Raw genomic sequence first — 19,301 nt, 5'->3', positions numbered from 1 at the left:
AAACGACAGCGCCAGCAGTTCTCCTTGAACTTGGTTTCTTGTCAAATCCACAAGAAGCTGCTCGCTTGAATACCGCTGCTTATCAAGAGACTTTAGCTAACGCAATTGTGGCAGGGATTAAGCGTTACTATTCTATTTATAATTAATAGATTGAGAGAATCTTATGGTTCTCTTTTTTATTTTTAAAGAGCGAAAACGCTTGCATAAATCTAATCTAAATGGTATATTAAAAAACATGAAAACGTTAACAAAAAGGAGTTAGTATGAAAAGGAATACTCAAACTAATGACGAAAAAGTCCTTCGTTATAGTCTTCGCAAGTACAAGTTAGGGTTGGCTTCTGTAACCATTGGAGCTGTTTTTTTGAGCTTTGCTGCTACTCATGGAGTCAAGGCAGAAGAAGTAGTGTCAACACCTGCCTCAAGTACACAGGTAGAATCAGCTGATTCTAGTCTTACCACCAGTGGTCTAGTAACTGAAACGCCAACAGCTCCTCTAACAGCTGAGAATGCCACAGTGTCCAAGGAAAATGAGCCAGTTTCTCTTTCAGAAGAAAACACTAGCCGTACTGAGCCTACCAAGCTAACTGAAACTAGCGAAAACACGCCAAAAACAGTAAGTACTAATAATGGTCAAGCTCTCACTAATGCATCTGAGGAACCTATTGCTGAGGGGACTATTCGCTTGCATTTCCAAGAGTTGCCAAGTCAGGATAAGGCATCACTTGGGCTTTGGACTTGGGATGATGTGGAGACGCCATCATCTCAGAAAGGTGCTTGGCCAACAGGAGCAACCTCATTTGCAGAAGCCAAACAGGATAATTATGGTGTTTACTTGGATGTGAAGCTGTCTTCGACACCTAAAAAGCTTAGTTTCTTGATTAATAATGCCGCTGGAACGAACCTTTCAGGTGATAAAGCAGTCGAAATTCTTAGTCCTCAAATGAATGAGGCCTGGATTGACAAGGATTTTCAAGTTTACAGTTATCAACCTATCCCTCAAGATCACGTTCGTATCAATTATTTCCGTACGGATGGCGACTATGGCAATAAGTCTGTATGGTATTGGGGAGATGTAAAGGATGCCCCAAGTAATTGGCCTGATGGTGTCAATTTCCAACCAAATGGTAAGTATGGTGCTTATTTAGACATTCCGCTAACACAAGCGGCAAAATCGATAGGATTTTTACTCTTAGATGAGAGCAAAACAGGAGATGATGTGAAAATTCAACCAAATGATTATAAATTTAGTGACTTGAAAAAAACTCGTCAGCTTTTCGTACGAGATACTGATACGACAGTCTACACCAACCCTTACTTTGTCAAGGATGTGCGTTTGACTGGGGCTCAGCAACTTAGTCCAAGCAAAATTGAACTCAGCTTTACCAACTTAGACGAGGTCTCATCTGAAGACATTCTCAAAGACCTAAAGGTGACAGACAAGGATGGTAACAGTGCAACTCTTAAACAGCTTGAGTTGGATGCTAAACTCAAAAAAGCTACACTAATAGGTGATTTTGCTGCGGAAAATCTACCTTACAAGGTCACTTTGGGTAATGATAGTTTTAAAACGTCTGAGAGTTGGCAATTGAAGGATGCGCTCTACAGTTACGATGGTGAATTGGGTGCCCGTCTTCAAGAGAATGGTACTAAGGCACATGTGACACTTTGGTCACCAAGTGCAGATCAAGTGGATATCATTGTCTATGATAAGAATAATCAAGACATGGTTCTTGCTGAACATGCCCTAAGCAAAGGACCTCGAGGGACTTGGCAAGCTGACTTGCTTGCGACTGATCTTGGCTTGGAAAACTTAACAGGTTATTTCTATCAATATCGCATTAAACGTGGTGATCAGTCTGTAATCGTTTTGGATCCTTATGCTAAGTCTTTGGCTGCTTGGAATAGTGATGATGCCAGTAAGGGACCTGAACACAAGATTGCCAAGGCTGCCTTTGTAGATCCTGCTAATTATGGACCAAAAGATCTTGACTACGCTAAGATTCCAAACTTTAAATCTCGAGAAGATGCCATCATTTATGAGGCTCATGTCCGAGATTTCACCTCTGATAAGGCTATCTCAACTGAATTGAAACATCAGTTTGGGACTTTCGCAGCCTTTGCTGAGCGTTTGGATTATCTTAAGGATCTCGGTGTTACCCATATTCAGCTTTTACCAGTATTAAGCTACTATTTTGTTAATGAAATGCAAAATGGGAAGCGTTTGGATGCCTATGCATCAAGTGATAGTAACTACAACTGGGGCTATGATCCACAAAACTATTTCTCTTTGACGGGTATGTATTCTGAAAACCCAAGTGAACCAGCTAAACGTATCGAAGAATTCAAGAATTTAGTTGCTGCTATTCATGCCCACGGTATGGGCGTTATCTTGGATGTGGTCTATAATCATACAGCTAAGACAGCTATTTTTGAAGACCTTGAGCCAAATTATTATCACTTTATGGATGCTGATGGCACTCCTCGTTCGAGTTTTGGAGGGGGGCGTCTAGGCACGACTCACTATATGAGTCGTCGTGTCTTGGTTGATTCGATTGCTTATCTTACTAAGGAATACAAGGTGGATGGTTTCCGTTTTGATATGATGGGTGACCATGATGCTGAAAGTATCGAGCAAGCTTATCATGCTGCACGTGCCCTTAATCCAAACCTCATTATGCTTGGTGAGGGCTGGGTGACTTATACTGGCGATGAAAATAGCCCTGTTCAGCCTGCCGATCAGTCTTGGATGAAAGACACAGATACCGTAGCTGTATTTTCAGACGATATTCGAAACACCCTCAAATCAGGTTATCCAAACGAGGGGACACCTGCCTTTATCACAGGTGGCAAACGTGATATTAATAAGGTCTTTGACAATATCAAGGCACAACCAACTAACTTCGAAGCTGATTCTCCAGGTGATGTGATTCAATATATTGCTGCTCACGATAATTTGACCCTTTTTGATATTATTGCCCAATCAATCAAGAAGGATCCAAGCAAGCCTGAGAATAATGCTGAAATTCATCGTCGCTTGCGTCTAGGAAACCTCATGGTATTGACTGCTCAGGGAACACCATTTATTCACTCTGGTCAGGAATACGGCCGCACCAAACAGTTCCGTGATCCTGCCTACCGTTATCCTGTGTCTGAGGACAAGGTGCCGAATAAGTCACATCTCTTAGTGGATGAAAAGGGCAATCCATTTGACTATCCTTACTTTATCCATGATTCTTATGATTCTAGTGATGCCGTCAATCATTTTGATTGGACTAAAGCAACTGATAGTCAGGCATTCCCAGAAAATACGAAAACTCGCGCCTTTACCAAAGGGTTGATCGCCTTACGTAAGTCGACAGATGCCTTCAATTTCAAATCAAAAGCAGATGTAGATGCACGTCTAACGCTATTGACAGTTCCTGGTCAGGACAATGTCGCTCAAGAAGATTTGGTATTGGGATACCAAACTATTGCTTCGAATGGAGACCGTTACCTTGTCTATGTCAATGCTGATAGCAAGGCTCGTCAGTTTGATTTGAGCAAGATTACAAATAGCCTATCCTATCTGGTTTTGGCAGATGGCAGTCAAGTCAATTTATCCGGAATTAGTGAGTTATCAGGTGTTGCAATCAACAATCACATCTTGACCTTGGATCCACTAACAGCGACTATTATTCGTTTGACTAATGCTAAAACACCAACTGAGGCAGTAGATCAGCCTTCTGAAAAGACCGGGTCATTTGGTGGTAAAAATACTGAGGCAACTAAAACAAATGTCAAGGCTTCAGGTAAAGAGGACCTTGTTGGAGATGCTGAACTTGTTAATCGTGATAATGGTCAGGCTAAGACTGAAGCTAGTCATCAGACTGATAAACAACTGCCATCCACTGGTGAAAAGACAAATCGTGGACTCTTTGTAGCAGGTCTGCTAAGTATTCTTAGTCTAGGATTCCTTCGAAAACGTCGTACAAAATAATAAGTAGCAACAGGTTATTTCCTGTTGTTTTTCTTTTATTTAGAATCATTCTTATCTGCTCTTTAGAATAGTTCTTAAATAGCCTAAAACCGTTGACAGTGCTGGTTTCTTCTGTTAGTTTAGATATTGTTCTCTTACATACGAGAGATCATTATTGACTTATCATCGTTCGTTTTTTATTAATGATAAAACGACGATTCACATATATAACGACAAATGTCGAACACTATCTTGAAAATAGGAGACATTCATGAAAAAACTTAGCAAACTTGGTGTTGTTCTTTTGGCATCAGGACTTTTATTGACGGCTTGTGCCAAATCTGGTAATTCAAGTCATTCAAGTTCAACTAGCTCAAAACTCACAGCCAGTGAGCAAAAGCAATTGAAGCAGGCCACAAGTGATTATAAGACTTTCGTAGAAGGCGAAATTGATCAGCTTTTGAAAGATACTGAAGGATTCAGTGAAACCCTCAAGTCAGGAAATCTTGAAGAAGCTAAGAAACAATACCCATTGGTTCGTATGGCTTACGAGCGTTCAGAGCCGATTGCAGAAAGCTTTGGTGAGTCTGACGTGAAAATCGACTACCGTTTGGTTGATTACATGGACGAAAATAAATCAGAAGACGGTTGGTCAGGGTTCCACCGTATCGAACGTATCATGTGGCAAGACAACACGACAGAGGGTACAGCTGCCTATGTAGATCAATTGGTTAACGATATTAAGGAACTCAAAGCTAAAATTGCAACTGTTAAAGTTACCCCAGATATCATGTTGACAGGTGCTGTTGACCTTCTGAACGAAGTAGCAACTCAAAAGATTACAGGTGAAGAAGAGGTCTTCTCACACACTGATCTTTACGACTTCCGTGCCAATATTGAGGGAGCGGAAAAAATCTTTGAACTCTTCAAACCGTTGATTCAGAAGAAAGATGCTAAACTTGTTAAGACTCTGGAAACTGAATTCAAGAATGTCAATGGTCTTTTGGACAAACACATGACTGATGAGAAAAACTATAAGTCTTATACAGATTTGAGTGAGGCAGATACTAAGGAATTGGCCGAAGCTGTAACTAAACTTGGTGAACCATTATCACAAATGGGTGTTATCCTAGAAGGGAAATAAGAAAAATGACTGACGAAAAATTTTTAGATCAAAAAATGGACCGTCGTGAATTTCTTAAAAAAGCAGGTATTGGAGGGGCTGGGCTTGCGCTTGGTCTTTCTGGTGCATCTGCTTTTTTCGCTAATCAGGATAGTTCAAGTAAAAAGGCTTATGATGGTGATGAAGATATTAGCTTCTTTGGCAAGCACCAGGCTGGGATTACGACTCCTATGCAGAAGGCTTGCTACTTGGTGGTGCTAGATCTTCATACAACCGATAAAAAAGAAGTCATCCAGCTTTTTAAAGACTGGACAGATTATAGTAGTAAATTAGTAGAAGGTGAGCTAGTAAAAAAGGATGGTTCTAATACCCTCTTGCCACCAAGTGATACTGGCGAAACCGTGGGACTCAATCCCTATCGCCTGAGTCTGACTTTTGGGGTTTCGGCTGATTTTCTTAAAAAGCTTGGTTTGGAATCCAAACGTCCTAAGCTCTTCCGAGATTTGCCACCATTTCCAAAGGAGCAGTTGCAGGACAAGTACACGGGTGGTGATATCGTGATTCAAGCCTGTGCGGACGATGAACAAGTAGCTTTCCACGCTGTCCGCAATCTGATTCGTAAAGGTCGTAATAAAATCACCATGAAGTGGAGCAAATCAGGGTTTGCAGCAATTGGAGACCGTAAGGAAACGCCTCGAAATCTCTTTGGCTTCAAGGACGGTACTGCCAATGTTACGACGGAAAAGGAATTCGACAAGGTTGTCTGGACTGATAGTAAAGATTGGATGAAGGGTGGTTCTTATATGGCTCTTCGTCTGGTACAGATGCACCTTGAAACTTGGGATCGTACTAATTTGCAAGAGCAGGAAAACACCTTTGGTCGTTACAAGGAATCAGGCGCTCCCTTTGGTAAGAAAGATGAGTTTGACGAAGTAGATTTGTCAAAATTACCAGTCGATTCGCATGTGCGTTTGGCTAAAGAAGTAGACCTTCCTATCTTACGTCGTTCATATTCTTATTCAGATGGCATTGATGAGAGAACTGGCCAGTTTGATTCAGGTTTGATTTTCATTGCCTACCAGAAGGATCCAGACAGTTTTGTCAAAATACAGACCAATCTTGGTGCTGTAGACAAGATGAACGAGTACATCACCCATATCGGAAGTGGCCTCTTTGCTTGCTTTGCTGGCGTGGAGAAAGGAGGCTACATTGGTCAAGCACTCTTTGAATAAACTCCTCGTTTTGCTTGGGCTTTTAGCCTTATTCTGGACCTATCCAGTAGCTGCTGAATCATACAGTGATCTTTTCATCAAAATCACAGATGCCACAACAGCTGTTCAAAATAAAGATCAAACAAAAGCTAAGGAATTGGTTGCTGAGATTAAGACTGATTTCGAAACAAAAGAAAATCACGATTCCAAGGCTGGTAAAAAAGTTAGCAAGGCTCTTGATATTAAAGGTGACGTGACAGAAGAGGACCTAACCTCCATTTCGTCAGCCCTTCTTAAATTTGAGAAAGAGCAAAATCCTGTTGATTTAGATGCCGAAAAGGAAAAACTTGAAACACGCCTAGAGCCTTATTTCAAAAACTTACAGGATGCCATTACGGCCAAAGACCTGGCTGCAACACGCAAAACTTACAGTGAATTAAATAATGCTTGGACGCGAAATGAAGCTGTTGTCCGTGACCACAGTACTGCCTACTACGGCAAGATTGAGACGGCCATTTCACTTTTGCGAAGTAGCATTGAGACGGAGCCTACTGATTTCACCAGCATCCAGTCATCTTATGATGATCTCAAGGGTGGGATTGATGACTTTATCAAGGGTGTCCCTCTTGATAGCACAAGCTCAAGTTTAACCCTAAAAGATGGTATTAAGCTCTTGGAAAAGGCTCTAGCTCAATTCCAAGCAGGTGATGAAAAAACGGCTGCGGCAACTATGAAGAAGTTCATCACTATCTGGCCAACCATTGAAGGCGATGTAAGCACAACTAATCCAAGCCTTTATACGCGTGTGGAAAGTGAAACACCTGTTATCATGGTTAAGGGAAAAGAAAAAGCTTATCAGGCCAAACTGCAAGCCTTGATTACAGACCTATCTGCTATTGATACAAGTGCTTCTTATAATGCCTTTGATGCCATGTTGATTCTCTTACGTGAAGGGGTTGAAGCCCTCCTCATTGTTATGGCTCTTGTGACAACTCTTAAGGCAGCCAAGATGCGTAAGGGACTTAAATGGGTTTATGGCGGAGCTATTGCTGGTGTTCTTGCCAGCGCAGTTATAGCTGTTATCTTACAAGTTGTCTTTCCAGCTGTGACCTCGGGGGCTAACCGTGAAATTATTGAAGGTGGCGTTGGTATCTTTGCAGTTGCGATGATGATCCTGATTGGAATTTGGCTCCATAGCAAGTCTTCAGTCAAACAGTGGAATGACTTTATGGACCGCCAGATGAAGACAGTGACGGCTACTGGAAGCTTTGTATCCATGTTTGCACTCAGTTTCTTGGCTGTCTTCCGTGAAGGTGCCGAGACTATTCTTTTCTATGTCGGTATTGTCCCACGTATAACGACAGCTAATTTCTTGATTGGTATTGCTTCAGCCATTGCAGTTCTTGTTATCATTGCTGTGGCTATGACTAAAGCGAGTCACTATATTAAACCGCACCGCATTTTCTTTATTTTGACTTGGTTGATTTATGCCTTGGCCTTCAAGATGCTCGGTGTCAGTGTTCATGCCCTTCAGTTGACTAATATGATGTCTAATCATTTGATTAGTGGTTTCCCAACCATTGATTGGGCTGGTATCTATCCAAGCTGGGAAGTCTTGATTCCACAACTTATTTTTATTGCTATTATTGCCTTTGTGATGGTGAAACAGCATGGCAAGAAATAAAGATGAGATGACTATTGTTGAGCATCTGGTGGAATTTCGGAGACGTTTCATTGCAGTAGTGTTATGCTTTTTCCTAGTTTTTTGTATTACTCTGTTGTTTGCTGGGCAACTCTATGCTTATCTAACCAGAGGATTTGACAAGCCTTTATTAGTTCTAGGGCCTAACGATATTCTTTGGATTTACATTAACTTGGCTAGTCTCATGGCTTTTACGGTCACTTTGCCTTTCACCACCTACCAAATTTGGCAGTTTGTGAAACCAGGTTTGAGGGACAATGAAGCGCGTGCTATCTTTGCTTATATCCCAGCAACTTTTGTCTGTTTTGTATTGGGTTTGGCTTTTGGTTATTATTTTGTTAGTCCAGCTATCTTAGAGGTGCTTTTAAAACTAGGCGAAGGGCTCTTTAATACACAAATTACAGCACAGAACTACCTTAGTTTCTTACTGCATACGACAGTGCCTTTGGCCGTTCTCTTTGAACTCCCCGTAGTTGTGAGTTTTTTGACATCTATCGGCATAATAACACCAGTTTTTCTGACACATTATAGACGCTATGCTTACTTTATTCTCTTGGTTTTGGCGGTCATTCTAACACCAGCTGACTTTATCAGCGACCTGGCCATGACGGCACCCTTAATCTTGCTTTATGAAGTTAGCGTAACTCTAAGTAAGTTCATTTATAAACGTAAACAAAGAAAATATAAAGATAAATAGAAAGGAAATCTCATGGGAATTCTACGTGATATCGGAGCCCCAGGACTTATCATTATTGTCCTAGGAGCCCTCCTCATCTTTGGTCCTAAACGCTTGCCAGAACTCGGCCAATCCATCGGTAAAATGCTAGCCGAATTTAAAGCAGCTGTAAGTAAGACTGATGAAGATAAAAAGGATCATGAGACTGAGAAGAAAGACTAGTTCCTAGATACTCTAGTTTCTTGACAATTCTAAGCTTTTATGACATAATACACTTGTATTGAATAGTAAGTCTATATCATAGGCAAGAAAAGACCCCAAGCTAACTTCCACATAAGCTCGGGGTCTTTTTTAGCACTATCTATCCTTGTTTAACCACTTGTCGATCAGACGAAGGATAACACCGACCACAATAGGTCCGATGATAGTTTTGAATAGTAAATCCATCATAGGCAAACTCACCTCCCTTCGTAGGCGGTGTCGAGGTGCCAAGGGATATTATATCATAGATTGAGAGAGTTGTTTAGTGAGTGTCAGGAAGCAAAAGTTAGAAGGTAGTTTAATCATGCCATACAAAAAATCAGCTCAAGAAGGCTGATTTTTTTATTTTACAAACTGATACGTTTTTCTGTCTCAGCGTCGAAGAAATGACCTTTTGCAACGCTGAAAGTAAGGTTTACTTTTTCACCTGGATTGTGGAAGTCACGCGCATCAACACGGGCAGCAAATTCAGTTTCTCCAAGTTTTAGGTAAAGCATTGTTTCTGCACCAAGAAGCTCTGAAACGACGACTTCAGCATCTACATTGGCATCTGGATATACTTCTTGAACGATTGGACTGCTTGAAACATCTTCAGGACGGATACCAAAGATAACTTCTTTGCCTTGATAACCTGTTTCTTTCAAGATTTTAGCTTGACCTTCAGAAATTGCAATATCCAAGCCTTCAGAGTTAGTGATACGATTGCCGTCAACCTTAACATTGAAGAAGTTCATAGCAGGACTTCCGATAAATCCAGCAACAAATTTGTTGGCTGGTTCATTGTAAAGTTCCTGAGGTGTACCAATTTGTTCGATACGACCGATAGTACCAGAACCATCAGGATTTTTAGTAGAACTCATGATAACGATACGGTCAGCAAGAGTCATGGCTTCTGTTTGGTCGTGAGTAACATAGATGGTTGTTGCGCCAATATTACGAGTAATTTTAGCAATTTCAGCACGCATAGTGACACGAAGTTTAGCATCCAAGTTTGAGAGAGGTTCATCCATGAGGAAGACTTTAGCATCACGAACGATGGCACGTCCCATAGCTACACGCTGACGTTGACCACCAGAAAGGTCTGCCGGCTTACGATCTAAGAACTCAGTCAACCCAAGGCTAGCAGCAGCTTCACGCACACGTTTGTCAATATCGTCTTTTTTATATTTACGAAGTTTAAGACCAAAGGCCATATTTTCATAAACAGTCATGTGTGGGTAAAGTGCGTAGTTTTGGAATACCATGGCAATGTCACGGTCTTTTGGTGATTTGTCATTAACTACTTCACCATCAATATAGAGTTTACCTTCAGTGATTTCTTCAAGTCCAGCAACCATACGGAGAGTTGTTGATTTACCACATCCTGAAGGACCTACGAAAACGATGAATTCCTTGTCTTTGATGTCGATACTGAAATCTTCAACAGAGTAGTGAGTTGCATTTGGGTATTTTTTGTAAATTTTATCCAGTTTAAGAGTTGTCATATCATTTATCCTTTATTATTTAACTGATCCGCCGGTTACACCTTCAACATAGTATTTCTGCATGAAGATAAAGAGAAGAGTGATTGGGATGGCGATGATAATAGCACCTGCGGTAAATGGAAGGAACCATTCATTGATAGCGTCTTGGTTAAGCATTTGGTAGAGTCCAAGGGCAACGGTATATTTATCTTTAACGTCACCGAGGATAACAGATGCAAAGATGAAGTCTACCCAAGGTCCCATGAAGGCCATGAGGGCAGTGTAGACGATGATTGGTTTAGAAAGTGGCAAGGTAATTTTGGTAAAGATTTGAAGACGAGTTGCCCCATCAATCATTGCTGATTCATCCAATGAGTAAGGAATGGTATCAAAGAAGCCTTTCGCAATGTAGAAACCAAGTGCTGCCCCAGCAGAATAAACCAAAACCAAAGATGTCAAGGTTTGTGTCAAATTAAGGGCCTTCAAAATATAGTAGACCGCAATCATAGACATGAAACCAGGGAACATGTTAAGTACAAGTGCCAATTTCAAGAAGCCATTTCTGTGTTTGAATTTAATACGGCTAAGTGAGTAGGCCATCCCAACGGTAATCAAAGTTGAGAGGATACATGTACATGTGGCAACGATGAAGGTATTGATGAACCATTTTCCAAATGGATAAGCATCGCTGGTAAACAGTTTGATGTAGTTATTAAAAGTGTAAGTCTTAGGGAAGAAGTAAGGTACCGCATTGGCTCCTTCACCACGGAAACTTGTAAGGAAGATCCAGATAATAGGAATCAACCAGATAACAGCTAGAACTGTCAATAGAATATAAGTACCAGTTAGGTAAAGATTTTTCTTACGTTTCATTATTTAGCAGCCCCTTCCTTGAATGAAGATGATCTTGTGTAGGCCAAGAGACTGAATGTTGCAGAGATGGCGAAAATCAAGATACCGATAACAGATGCCAAGTTGTAGTCTTTAGCGCTAACAGTCAGTTTGTAGAGCCAAGTTACCAAGAGGTCAGTTGAACCCGCTTGATAGTATTCAGAATTAGTAGGTCCACCACCAGTAAGGAAGTAGATAACGTTGAAGTTATTGATATTACCGATGAATTGTTGAATCAATGATGGTGCCATAATCAAGAGAATTTGTGGGAAAGTGATGCTCTTGAAGATTTGGAACTTGCTTGCTCCATCAATTTCAGCTGCTTCAATCTGCTCAGTTGGCAAGTTCATGATGATACCAGTTGCGACCAACATTGTGAATGGAATACCAATCCACATATTAACAAAGATAATAGAGAACTTAGCCCAAACTGGGTCAGTCAAGAACGGAATAGGTCCATTAGTGAGATGCAAGGTTTGAAGCAAACCATTCAAAGGACCGTGATCATTAAGGAAGTTACGCATCAAAAGAAGGGATACAAACTGAGGAACGGCGATAGTGATAACAAAGAGTGTACGCCATACTTTCTTGAATTTAAGGCCCTTAGTGTTAAGCAAGAGGGCAAGGACAATACCGAAGAAGAAAGTAGTTGCTGTTGCAGCAACGGCCCAAATCAAGGTCCATGTCAAAAGTGGGAAGAAAGTACCAGCCATACGACCTTGTAAGACTTCACCAAAACTTGAGAAACCAACCCAGTCAAAGAGTGATTTAGGTGCTGGGTGATTGTGGTCAAAGTTAGTAAAGGCCAAACAGATCATGTAGATCAAAGGCAAGATTGTGAAGAGCAAAACTCCAATCAATGGGACAGTCATAAGTCCCATGTGGAAACGACCATCAGCCAAGGTCTTGAAGTCTTCGATAAAGTTAGGAACTTTACGTCCAGACTGTTTGAGAGCCATGAGATGACGAGCACTCTTAAGGTTACACCAGTAAATATAAGCAAAAACTGCACAGAAGATTAATGATGCAAGACCAAAAATCAACATAAGCATTGAATTATCTCCAGCGACCTGAACAGTAAGCTTAACCCCATTAACTTCTTTAATAGCCTCACCTTGTTCTTGAGTCCCCAGGGTAATCATCCCTTTAAGTGCAGGGATGATTTGGATAACGAAGGCTACTAAGAAGGCAATCTCAGAAAGGAGGAAGAGCAAGCCCTTGGTGAACTGTTTGTTGACCAAGTTTGCCAATCCCATTACCAGAAAGGATAATTTGACATCCCATGTACCTTCTTTGAAGACTTGGCGCATAGGAGTTGTGTCGTAGATTGTTTGTGACATAGATATCTCCTCAGATAAATGTGTGATTAGTGATGGTTTCTATTTTGTCTACAATAAAAGATAAAGAGGATAGGAACTTGACCCACCTCTTTACCTTGTCATTGTTAGGATTCTTATTTAGCCGCTGCCAAATCTTTATCAAATTGTTGTAATTTAGTAAGGAATTGGTCTTCCTTGATTTTACCGTTATAAGCGTCACTCATAAGAGCAGCACTTTCAGTCCAGAAGACTGACATTTGACTAAGTTTAGGCATAACAGTTGTGTACTGCTCAGATGAACCCATAGTAATTACAGCTTGTGCAAGTGCATCCTTTTGAACAGCTTCAGAAGCCTGAACTTCTTTGTTGGCTGGGATGATGTGACGGTCTTCATTAGTGAATTGGTTATTTTGACTGTCTTTGCTTGTCAAAGCTTGTGCCAATTGGTAAGAAGCAGCAATACGTTCAGCGTTACCTTTAGATGGTGTTTGGTTAACAGCGTAAAGTTTTACACCCATGAAGGCTTTTTGTTGAACGTCTTGACCACCGATATTAACTGTTGGATAAACAGCAACACCAAGATTGTCTTTACCGACAGCTTTAGCAGCTGCAGCGTAGTCCCATGGTCCTGATTGGAAAGCATCAACAGAACCATCTTCGAATTTAGCCATCATGTTAGCTGAATCAACATTAACAAATCCTTTGTTGTCTTTTTGAGCTGCGATGAATTTAAGAACGTTCACACCAGCTTCATTGCCCCAGTTAGTCCCTTTAACATCTTCACCGTTAGGGCCAAAGAGTGTGTCACCAACTGAAAGGAAGAGAGGACCAGTTACATAAGCATTAACTTCTTTCAAGTTGCTACCAAATTTAGCTTTAGAAGTGATTGTTTCATATGATTTAACATCTTCTTCGTTAAGTTTAGATTTATTGTAGTATGTAACTTGTGTTTCAATACCGTATGGGAAGGCGTAAGTTTTACCTTTGTATTGAGCACCTACAGTAGCTTGCTCAGTATCTTGATCAGCAATTTCTTTTGAGTATTGCTCTGGGATTTCTTGGATAGCTCCAGCGTCTACCAATTTACCGAGTTGGTCATGTGGAAGTGAGAAGACATCTGCAGCAGTAGAAGCATCCTTAGTCAAGTTTTCTTGAGCATTTGGATCTTCCATTTCAACCATATCAACTTTGTAACCAGATTTCTTTTCAAACTGTGCTACTGTATCTGAGTAAGATTTCTTAGCGCCAGTTGGTACCCAAAGTTTCAAAGTCTTGCTATCTGAACTTGAGCTCTTGCTTGAGTTTGACCCGCAAGCTACCAAGAGCGATCCAGCCACAAGTAATCCAGCACTACCAAGTAATACCTTTTGCCATTTTTTCATTTCTATTTCCTCCAGAAATTTAGTTTACGATAACCATTATGCAACCGTTTTCACAATCTGTCAAGTATTTTGTAAAAAAAAATTATTTTTTGCAAACGATTGCATAAAACACCTATCTAGTTTATAATTGTTCTTATATTTTATGACTTTAAAGAAAATTTTATGAGAATGAGAGGGACATAATGGCTACAATTAAAGATGTTGCTAAGAAGGCTGGAGTCAGCCCATCAACGGTAAGTAGGACATTAAAGGATAACTCGGCTATTTCAGAAGAAACAAAAATTAAAGTAAGAGCAGCTATGGAAGAATTAGGTTATGTACCAAACTCAGCAGCACAAATGTTGGCAACAGGCTTAACTCATAGTTTAGGTGTTGTTCTTCCACCCTTAACAGACCGTGAAAATATCAGCCAGCCCTTCTATATGGAGATTTTAACAGCAATCAATGAAGAGGCTAGTTGTCATTCTCAGGTCGTTAGTATTGCTACGGGTGCTACTCTAGAGGAATTAGTCAAGCAAGTTGAGCTCATGCATCGCCAAAAACGGGCAGATGGCTTTATAATTCTCTATTCAGAAAAGAAAGATCCGGTTAAAGATTACTTATTAAAACAAAAAGTACCTTTTGTAGTGGTTGGAGCAGCAGTGGATAATGAAAATAAAGTAACCTATATCGATAATGATAATAAGGAATTAGGTCATGAAGCTGTGAACTACTTACAGGCAAAAGGTCACCGAAAGATTGGTTTTGTCACAGACGATTTATTTGGGCAAGTAGGACAGGAACGTTATCAAGGGTATCAGGAAGCGGCAGACAATCTAAATTTGGATGTTTTACCTGAACTTGTATTTTCAGCTCGAACAATCGAGACTTTTAAAAAGGAATTGGAAAGATTTTCTCCGACAGCTTTGATTGTTAAGGATGACCTTATTGCCCTTCGTCTCATTCAATGGTTAAACAACCAAGGATTTAGAGTTCCTGAAGATTATGCCATTATTTCTTTCAATAATTCGACTTTTGCTGAAATCATGCATCCTTTCTTGACCACATTTGACATTAATATTCAGGCACTAGCTAAAGAAAGTGTTCAAAACCTTCTTGGGATTCTTAAAGCGACTAAGATTAAGTCGCAAAAAGTCATTATTCCATTTAAACTTATAGAAAGAGAAAGCGTCTGAACTTATCCCTAATAGGTTAAGGAGCATCCAAGTAGTTGGTTAGAAAAACAGCCGGCTACTTTTTTCGTTTAAAAAGAAACCTATTTTTCGAATTCAATAGAAATAAAGATTTAAGAAAATACTCCCGTAATGTAAGCGCTTGTTTTACGAACTTTATTTTAAAAAGCTATAAATTTTTTATTTTTTTGTTAAAAATTCTTGACTAATGCAAACGTTTGCATTATAATAATAAGTGTAAAAAATAATTTGAGGTAAACGTTATGAACAAACGAGCAAGCGGTGTTTTGATGCACATCACATCACTTCCAGGTGACTACGGGATCGGATCTTTCGGTCAAGCAGCCTATGACTTTGTTGATTTCTTAAAAGAAACAAAACAAACTTACTGGCAGATTTTGCCACTTACTACAACAAGTTATGGGGATTCACCTTACCAATCATTCTCAGCGGTAGCAGGAAATACACACTTTATCGATTTGGATTTCCTTATTCGTGACAAATTTTTAACTAAAGCTGATGTTAAAAACGCTGACTTTGGGTCAGATCCTGAGTTTATTGACTATGCTAAAGTTTACGAAGCACGTCGTCCAATTCTTGAAAAAGCAGTTAAAGCAATTTTAGCAGATAAGAAAGAAACTAAAAGATTCGAAGCTTTTAAAACTAAAAATGCTAACTGGTTAGCTGATTATGCTGATTTCATGGCTATCAAAGAACACTTCGATAACAAAGCACTTCAAGATTGGGATGATAAAAAAGCAGTTAAACGCGATGAAGCAACTCTTGAGAAACTTCGCAAAGAACTTGCTGATGTTATCACATATCACCAAGTGGTACAATACCTCTTCTTTAGCCAATGGGCAGAACTAAAAGCTTATGCTAACAAAAGTGGTATTCAAATCATCGGTGACATGCCAATCTACATTTCAGCTGATAGTGTTGAAGTCTGGACTCAACCACATCTCTTCAAACTAGATGCTGAATGTAAACCACGTTACATTGCCGGAGTTCCACCAGATAACTTCTCAGCAACTGGACAACTTTGGGGGAACCCAATTTACGCTTGGGATAAACACAAAGCAGAAAACTATGCTTGGTGGGTGTTCCGTATTCAAGAATCATTCAAACTTTATGATTACTTGCGTATCGACCACTTCAAAGGTTTCTCTGACTTCTGGGAAATCCCTGGTGGCGATGAAACTGCTGAAAATGGGGAATGGGTTCCAGGACCTGGTTATGACCTCTTCAAAGTGGTTAAAGAAGAGTTGGGTGATCTTAAGATTATTGCCGAAGACCTTGGTAATATTGATGATAAGACACGTAAACTTCTTGCAGACTGTGGTTACCCAGGAATGAAGATTGTTCAATTTGGTTTCTATGATACCACTGGTAACAGCATTGATATTCCACACGTATACACACAACACTCAGTGGCTTACACTGGTACACATGATAATGAAGTTATTAACGGTTGGTATGATAACTTGACACAAGAGCAACGTGATTACACTGATGCTTACATCAACCGTCGTCAAGGTGAACCAATCACACGTGCCCTTCTTCGCACACTCTTTGCAACAGTAAGTAACACAGCCATTGCGACTATGCAAGATATTCTTGATAAACCTGAAAATAGCCGTACAAACTTCCCTAACACAGTTGGAGAAAACTGGAAATGGCGTATGCTTCCAGGTGAAATCACTGTTGATAAGAAAGAATTTTTAACTGATATTACAGAAAGATATAATCGAGTAAATAAAAAAGATATAATCGAGGAAATAAATAAAATGTCTACATTTACAAATTACGTTGAAGCAAAAAATAAAAATCTTAAGGACCTTTCAAACGAAGAAATCTACTACCTTTTGTTGGAATTCGTAAAAGAAGCAGCTGCTCCAAAACCTAAAAACGATAGCAAACGTAAAGTTTACTATATTTCAGCTGAATTCTTGATCGGTAAACTTTTGTCTAACAACTTGATCAACTTGGGCATCTACAAAGATGTTAAAGCTGAATTGGATGCTGCTGGTAAATCAATCAGCGAAATTGAAGATGTCGAACCAGAACCATCTCTTGGTAACGGTGGTTTGGGACGTTTGGCTTCATGTTTCATCGATTCTATGTCAACACTTGGCATCAACGGTGAAGGTGTTGGTCTTAACTACCACTGTGGTCTCTTCAAACAAGTCTTCAAAGAAAACAAACAAGATGCAGAACCAAACTACTGGATTGAAGATCAATCTTGGTTGGTACCAACTGATATCTCTTATGATGTTCCATTCAAAAACTTCACATTGAAATCACGTTTGGACCGTTTGGATATCTTGGGTTATAAGAAAGAAACTAAGAACTACCTTAACCTCTTTGATATCAATGGTGTGGACTACGGTTTGATTGATAAAGGAATCACTTTTGATCAAGACGAAATCCAAAAGAACTTGACACTTTTCCTTTACCCAGATGACTCAACTCGTAAAGGTGAGCTCTTGCGTATCTACCAACAATACTTCATGGTATCAAATGCTGCTCAACTTTTGATTGACGAAGCTATCGAACGTGGATCTAACCTTCACGACCTTCCAGATTACGCTTACGTACAAATCAACGATACTCACCCATCAATGGTAATTCCAGAATTGATCCGTCTTTTGACAGAAAAACATGGATTTGAATTTGATGAAGCAGTGGCAATCGTAAGCAAAATGGTTGGTTACACAAACCACACTATCTTGGCTGAAGCCCTTGAAAAATGGCCTCTTGACTACCTTGAAGAAGTTGTTCCACACCTTGTTGTTATCATCAAAAAATTGGATGCTATCATTCGTGAAAAATTCGAAGATCCACGTGTTCAAATCATTGACAAAGACAAGCGTGTTCACATGGCACACATGGATATCCACTTCTCTACAAGCGTTAACGGTGTAGCAGCGCTTCACACAGAAATCCTTAAATCTTCTGAGTTGAAACCATTCTACGACCTTTACCCAGAACGCTTCAACAACAAAACAAACGGTATTACATTCCGTCGTTGGTTGGAATTCTCAAACCAAGAACTTGCTGATTATATCAAAGAATTGATTGGCGATGGTTACCTTACTGACGCAACTCAATTGGAAAAATTGGCTGCCTTTGCAGATGATCCAGCAGTTCACAAACGTTTGGCTGAAATCAAATATGATAACAAATTGTCTCTTAAACGTTATCTTAAAGCCAACAAAGGTATCGATCTTGATGAAAACTCAATTATCGATACTCAAATCAAACGTTTCCACGAATACAAACGTCAACAAATGAACGCTTTGTATGTCATCCACAAATACTTGGAAATCAAAAAAGGAAACCTTCCAAAACGTAAAATCACTATCATCTTTGGTGGTAAAGCAGCTCCTGCCTACGTTATTGCTCAAGACATCATCCACTTGATCTTGTCACTTTCTGAGCTCATCAACAATGATCCAGAAGTAAGCAAATACCTCAATGTTCACTTGGTTGAAAACTACAACGTAACAGTTGCTGAACACCTTATTCCAGCAACAGATATCTCAGAACAAATCTCATTGGCTTCTAAAGAAGCTTCAGGTACAGGTAACATGAAATTCATGCTTAACGGTGCCCTCACTCTTGGTACAATGGACGGTGCCAACGTTGAGATTGCTGAATTGGTAGGACCAGAAAACATCTTCACGTTCGGTAAAGACTCTGATACAATCATCGACCTTTACGAAAAAGAAGGTTATGTATCACGTGATTACTACGAAAAAGATGCTAACATCAAAGCAGCTGTTGACTTTATCGTAAGTGAAGACCTCGTTAAAGTTGGAGATAAAGAACGCTTGGAACGTCTCCAAAAAGAACTTATCTCTAAAGACTGGTTCATGACTTTGATTGACTTGGCTGAATACATCGACAAGAAAGAAGAAGTATACGCAGCTTACGAAGATCAAGATGCATGGAACAAAAAAGTTGTTTACAACATCGCTGAAGCAGGATTCTTCTCATCTGACCGTACAATCGAACAGTATGACAAAGACATCTGGCACACAAAATAAAAATCTAGTTGCATAGAAGGAAACAAGATCAGAAATGGTCTTGTTTTTTTGCATGAAAAAAACACAGCTAATTTAGATAGTTAGCTGTGTTTACAT

The 19,301-nt window shown here is 39.9% G+C and carries 14 protein-coding genes and 1 pseudogene; 10 read left to right on the top strand and 5 right to left on the bottom strand.

Translation table 11 applies throughout. From position 1 onward, the window contains the following. The 7 genes from HMPREF2637_RS10810 to HMPREF2637_RS03770 all read left to right on the top strand — a co-directional run. Positions 1 to 146, top strand: a 146-nt coding sequence (locus HMPREF2637_RS10810; protein ID WP_141760015.1) for an N-acetylmuramoyl-L-alanine amidase family protein, incomplete at its 5' end; no start/stop codon positions are given. Positions 147 to 263: 117 nt separating this feature from the next. Then, entirely contained in the window at positions 264 to 3,977 is a 3,714-nt protein-coding gene (locus HMPREF2637_RS03795) for a pullulanase (protein ID WP_064524468.1), read from the top strand. Between the two features lie 250 nt (positions 3,978 to 4,227). Beyond that, positions 4,228 to 5,100, top strand: coding sequence for an iron uptake system protein EfeO (gene efeO / locus HMPREF2637_RS03790; RefSeq protein ID WP_064524466.1), 873 nt, complete (start codon positions 4,228 to 4,230; stop codon positions 5,098 to 5,100). 5 nt (positions 5,101 to 5,105) lie between these two features. Beyond that, positions 5,106 to 6,311 carry an iron uptake transporter deferrochelatase/peroxidase subunit gene (gene efeB / locus HMPREF2637_RS03785; protein WP_064524464.1) on the top strand — a complete coding sequence of 402 codons (1,206 nt, stop codon included), beginning with the start codon at positions 5,106 to 5,108 and terminating at the stop codon, positions 6,309 to 6,311. Further along, positions 6,289 to 7,974 (top strand): FTR1 family iron permease, encoded by a 1,686-nt coding sequence (locus tag HMPREF2637_RS03780; protein WP_064524463.1) that lies wholly within the window; start codon positions 6,289 to 6,291, stop codon positions 7,972 to 7,974. The genes efeB and HMPREF2637_RS03780 overlap by 23 nt, the downstream gene beginning before the upstream one ends. Further along, positions 7,961 to 8,689, top strand: coding sequence for a twin-arginine translocase subunit TatC (gene tatC / locus HMPREF2637_RS03775; protein ID WP_038676006.1), 729 nt, complete (start codon positions 7,961 to 7,963; stop codon positions 8,687 to 8,689). Before HMPREF2637_RS03780 ends, tatC begins: the two co-directional genes overlap by 14 nt. 12 nt (positions 8,690 to 8,701) lie before the next feature. Next, positions 8,702 to 8,890, top strand: a complete 189-nt coding sequence (locus HMPREF2637_RS03770) for a twin-arginine translocase TatA/TatE family subunit (protein ID WP_037599806.1) — start codon at positions 8,702 to 8,704, stop codon at positions 8,888 to 8,890. 135 nt (positions 8,891 to 9,025) lie between these two features. On the opposite strand, the gene HMPREF2637_RS10805 is transcribed toward HMPREF2637_RS03770, so the two are convergent. The 5 genes from HMPREF2637_RS10805 to HMPREF2637_RS03750 all read right to left on the bottom strand — a co-directional run bounded on the left by HMPREF2637_RS10805 (position 9,026) and on the right by HMPREF2637_RS03750 (position 13,984). After that, positions 9,026 to 9,118 (bottom strand): type I toxin-antitoxin system Fst family toxin, encoded by a 93-nt coding sequence (locus HMPREF2637_RS10805; RefSeq protein WP_004182539.1) that lies wholly within the window; start codon positions 9,116 to 9,118, stop codon positions 9,026 to 9,028. A 158-nt stretch (positions 9,119 to 9,276) separates the two neighbouring features. Next, positions 9,277 to 10,413, bottom strand: a complete 1,137-nt coding sequence (locus tag HMPREF2637_RS03765; protein WP_037599808.1) for an ABC transporter ATP-binding protein — start codon at positions 10,411 to 10,413, stop codon at positions 9,277 to 9,279. A gap of 15 nt (positions 10,414 to 10,428) precedes the next feature. Continuing rightward, positions 10,429 to 11,265, bottom strand: a complete 837-nt coding sequence (locus tag HMPREF2637_RS03760) for a sugar ABC transporter permease (protein ID WP_004182537.1) — start codon at positions 11,263 to 11,265, stop codon at positions 10,429 to 10,431. After that, positions 11,265 to 12,623, bottom strand: a complete 1,359-nt coding sequence (locus HMPREF2637_RS03755; RefSeq protein ID WP_064524462.1) for a carbohydrate ABC transporter permease — start codon at positions 12,621 to 12,623, stop codon at positions 11,265 to 11,267. The genes HMPREF2637_RS03760 and HMPREF2637_RS03755 overlap by 1 nt, the downstream gene beginning before the upstream one ends. A gap of 113 nt (positions 12,624 to 12,736) precedes the next feature. After that, positions 12,737 to 13,984: an extracellular solute-binding protein gene (locus HMPREF2637_RS03750; protein ID WP_064524460.1), complete on the bottom strand. Its 1,248-nt coding sequence runs from the start codon at positions 13,982 to 13,984 to the stop codon at positions 12,737 to 12,739. A 182-nt stretch (positions 13,985 to 14,166) separates the two neighbouring features. On the opposite strand from HMPREF2637_RS03750, the gene HMPREF2637_RS03745 reads away from it, so the two are divergent. The 3 genes and pseudogenes from HMPREF2637_RS03745 to glgP all read left to right on the top strand — a co-directional run bounded on the left by HMPREF2637_RS03745 (position 14,167) and on the right by glgP (position 19,205). Further along, complete coding sequence (locus HMPREF2637_RS03745) at positions 14,167 to 15,159, top strand: LacI family DNA-binding transcriptional regulator (RefSeq protein WP_064524459.1); 993 nt, start codon at positions 14,167 to 14,169, stop codon at positions 15,157 to 15,159. 260 nt (positions 15,160 to 15,419) lie between these two features. After that, positions 15,420 to 16,859 (top strand): annotated as a pseudogene (gene malQ, locus HMPREF2637_RS11505) (4-alpha-glucanotransferase); the annotation flags it as partial. A gap of 84 nt (positions 16,860 to 16,943) precedes the next feature. Further along, complete coding sequence (glgP, locus tag HMPREF2637_RS11500; protein WP_064525638.1) at positions 16,944 to 19,205, top strand: glycogen/starch/alpha-glucan family phosphorylase; 2,262 nt, start codon at positions 16,944 to 16,946, stop codon at positions 19,203 to 19,205. Positions 19,206 to 19,301 lie beyond the last annotated feature (96 nt).

The sequence above is a fragment of the Streptococcus sp. HMSC065H07 genome (assembly GCF_001837325.1).
In the GTDB taxonomy this organism is placed as follows: Bacteria; Bacillota; Bacilli; order Lactobacillales; family Streptococcaceae; genus Streptococcus; species Streptococcus salivarius_H.
Note: the sequence above shows the minus strand (reverse complement) of the source record. Positions and strands in the feature narration are given on the sequence as shown.

Coding starts and splice junctions, on each gene's coding strand:
- HMPREF2637_RS03795 (WP_064524468.1), top strand. CDS start 264: ATGAAAAGGAATACTCAAACTAATGACGAAAAAGTCCTTCGTTATAGT.
- efeO (WP_064524466.1), top strand. CDS start 4,228: ATGAAAAAACTTAGCAAACTTGGTGTTGTTCTTTTGGCATCAGGACTT.
- efeB (WP_064524464.1), top strand. CDS start 5,106: ATGACTGACGAAAAATTTTTAGATCAAAAAATGGACCGTCGTGAATTT.
- tatC (WP_038676006.1), top strand. CDS start 7,961: ATGGCAAGAAATAAAGATGAGATGACTATTGTTGAGCATCTGGTGGAA.
- HMPREF2637_RS03770 (WP_037599806.1), top strand. CDS start 8,702: ATGGGAATTCTACGTGATATCGGAGCCCCAGGACTTATCATTATTGTC.
- HMPREF2637_RS10805 (WP_004182539.1), bottom strand. CDS start 9,118: ATGATGGATTTACTATTCAAAACTATCATCGGACCTATTGTGGTCGGT.
- HMPREF2637_RS03765 (WP_037599808.1), bottom strand. CDS start 10,413: ATGACAACTCTTAAACTGGATAAAATTTACAAAAAATACCCAAATGCA.
- HMPREF2637_RS03760 (WP_004182537.1), bottom strand. CDS start 11,265: ATGAAACGTAAGAAAAATCTTTACCTAACTGGTACTTATATTCTATTG.
- HMPREF2637_RS03755 (WP_064524462.1), bottom strand. CDS start 12,623: ATGTCACAAACAATCTACGACACAACTCCTATGCGCCAAGTCTTCAAA.
- HMPREF2637_RS03750 (WP_064524460.1), bottom strand. CDS start 13,984: ATGAAAAAATGGCAAAAGGTATTACTTGGTAGTGCTGGATTACTTGTG.
- HMPREF2637_RS03745 (WP_064524459.1), top strand. CDS start 14,167: ATGGCTACAATTAAAGATGTTGCTAAGAAGGCTGGAGTCAGCCCATCA.
- glgP (WP_064525638.1), top strand. CDS start 16,944: ATGTCTACATTTACAAATTACGTTGAAGCAAAAAATAAAAATCTTAAG.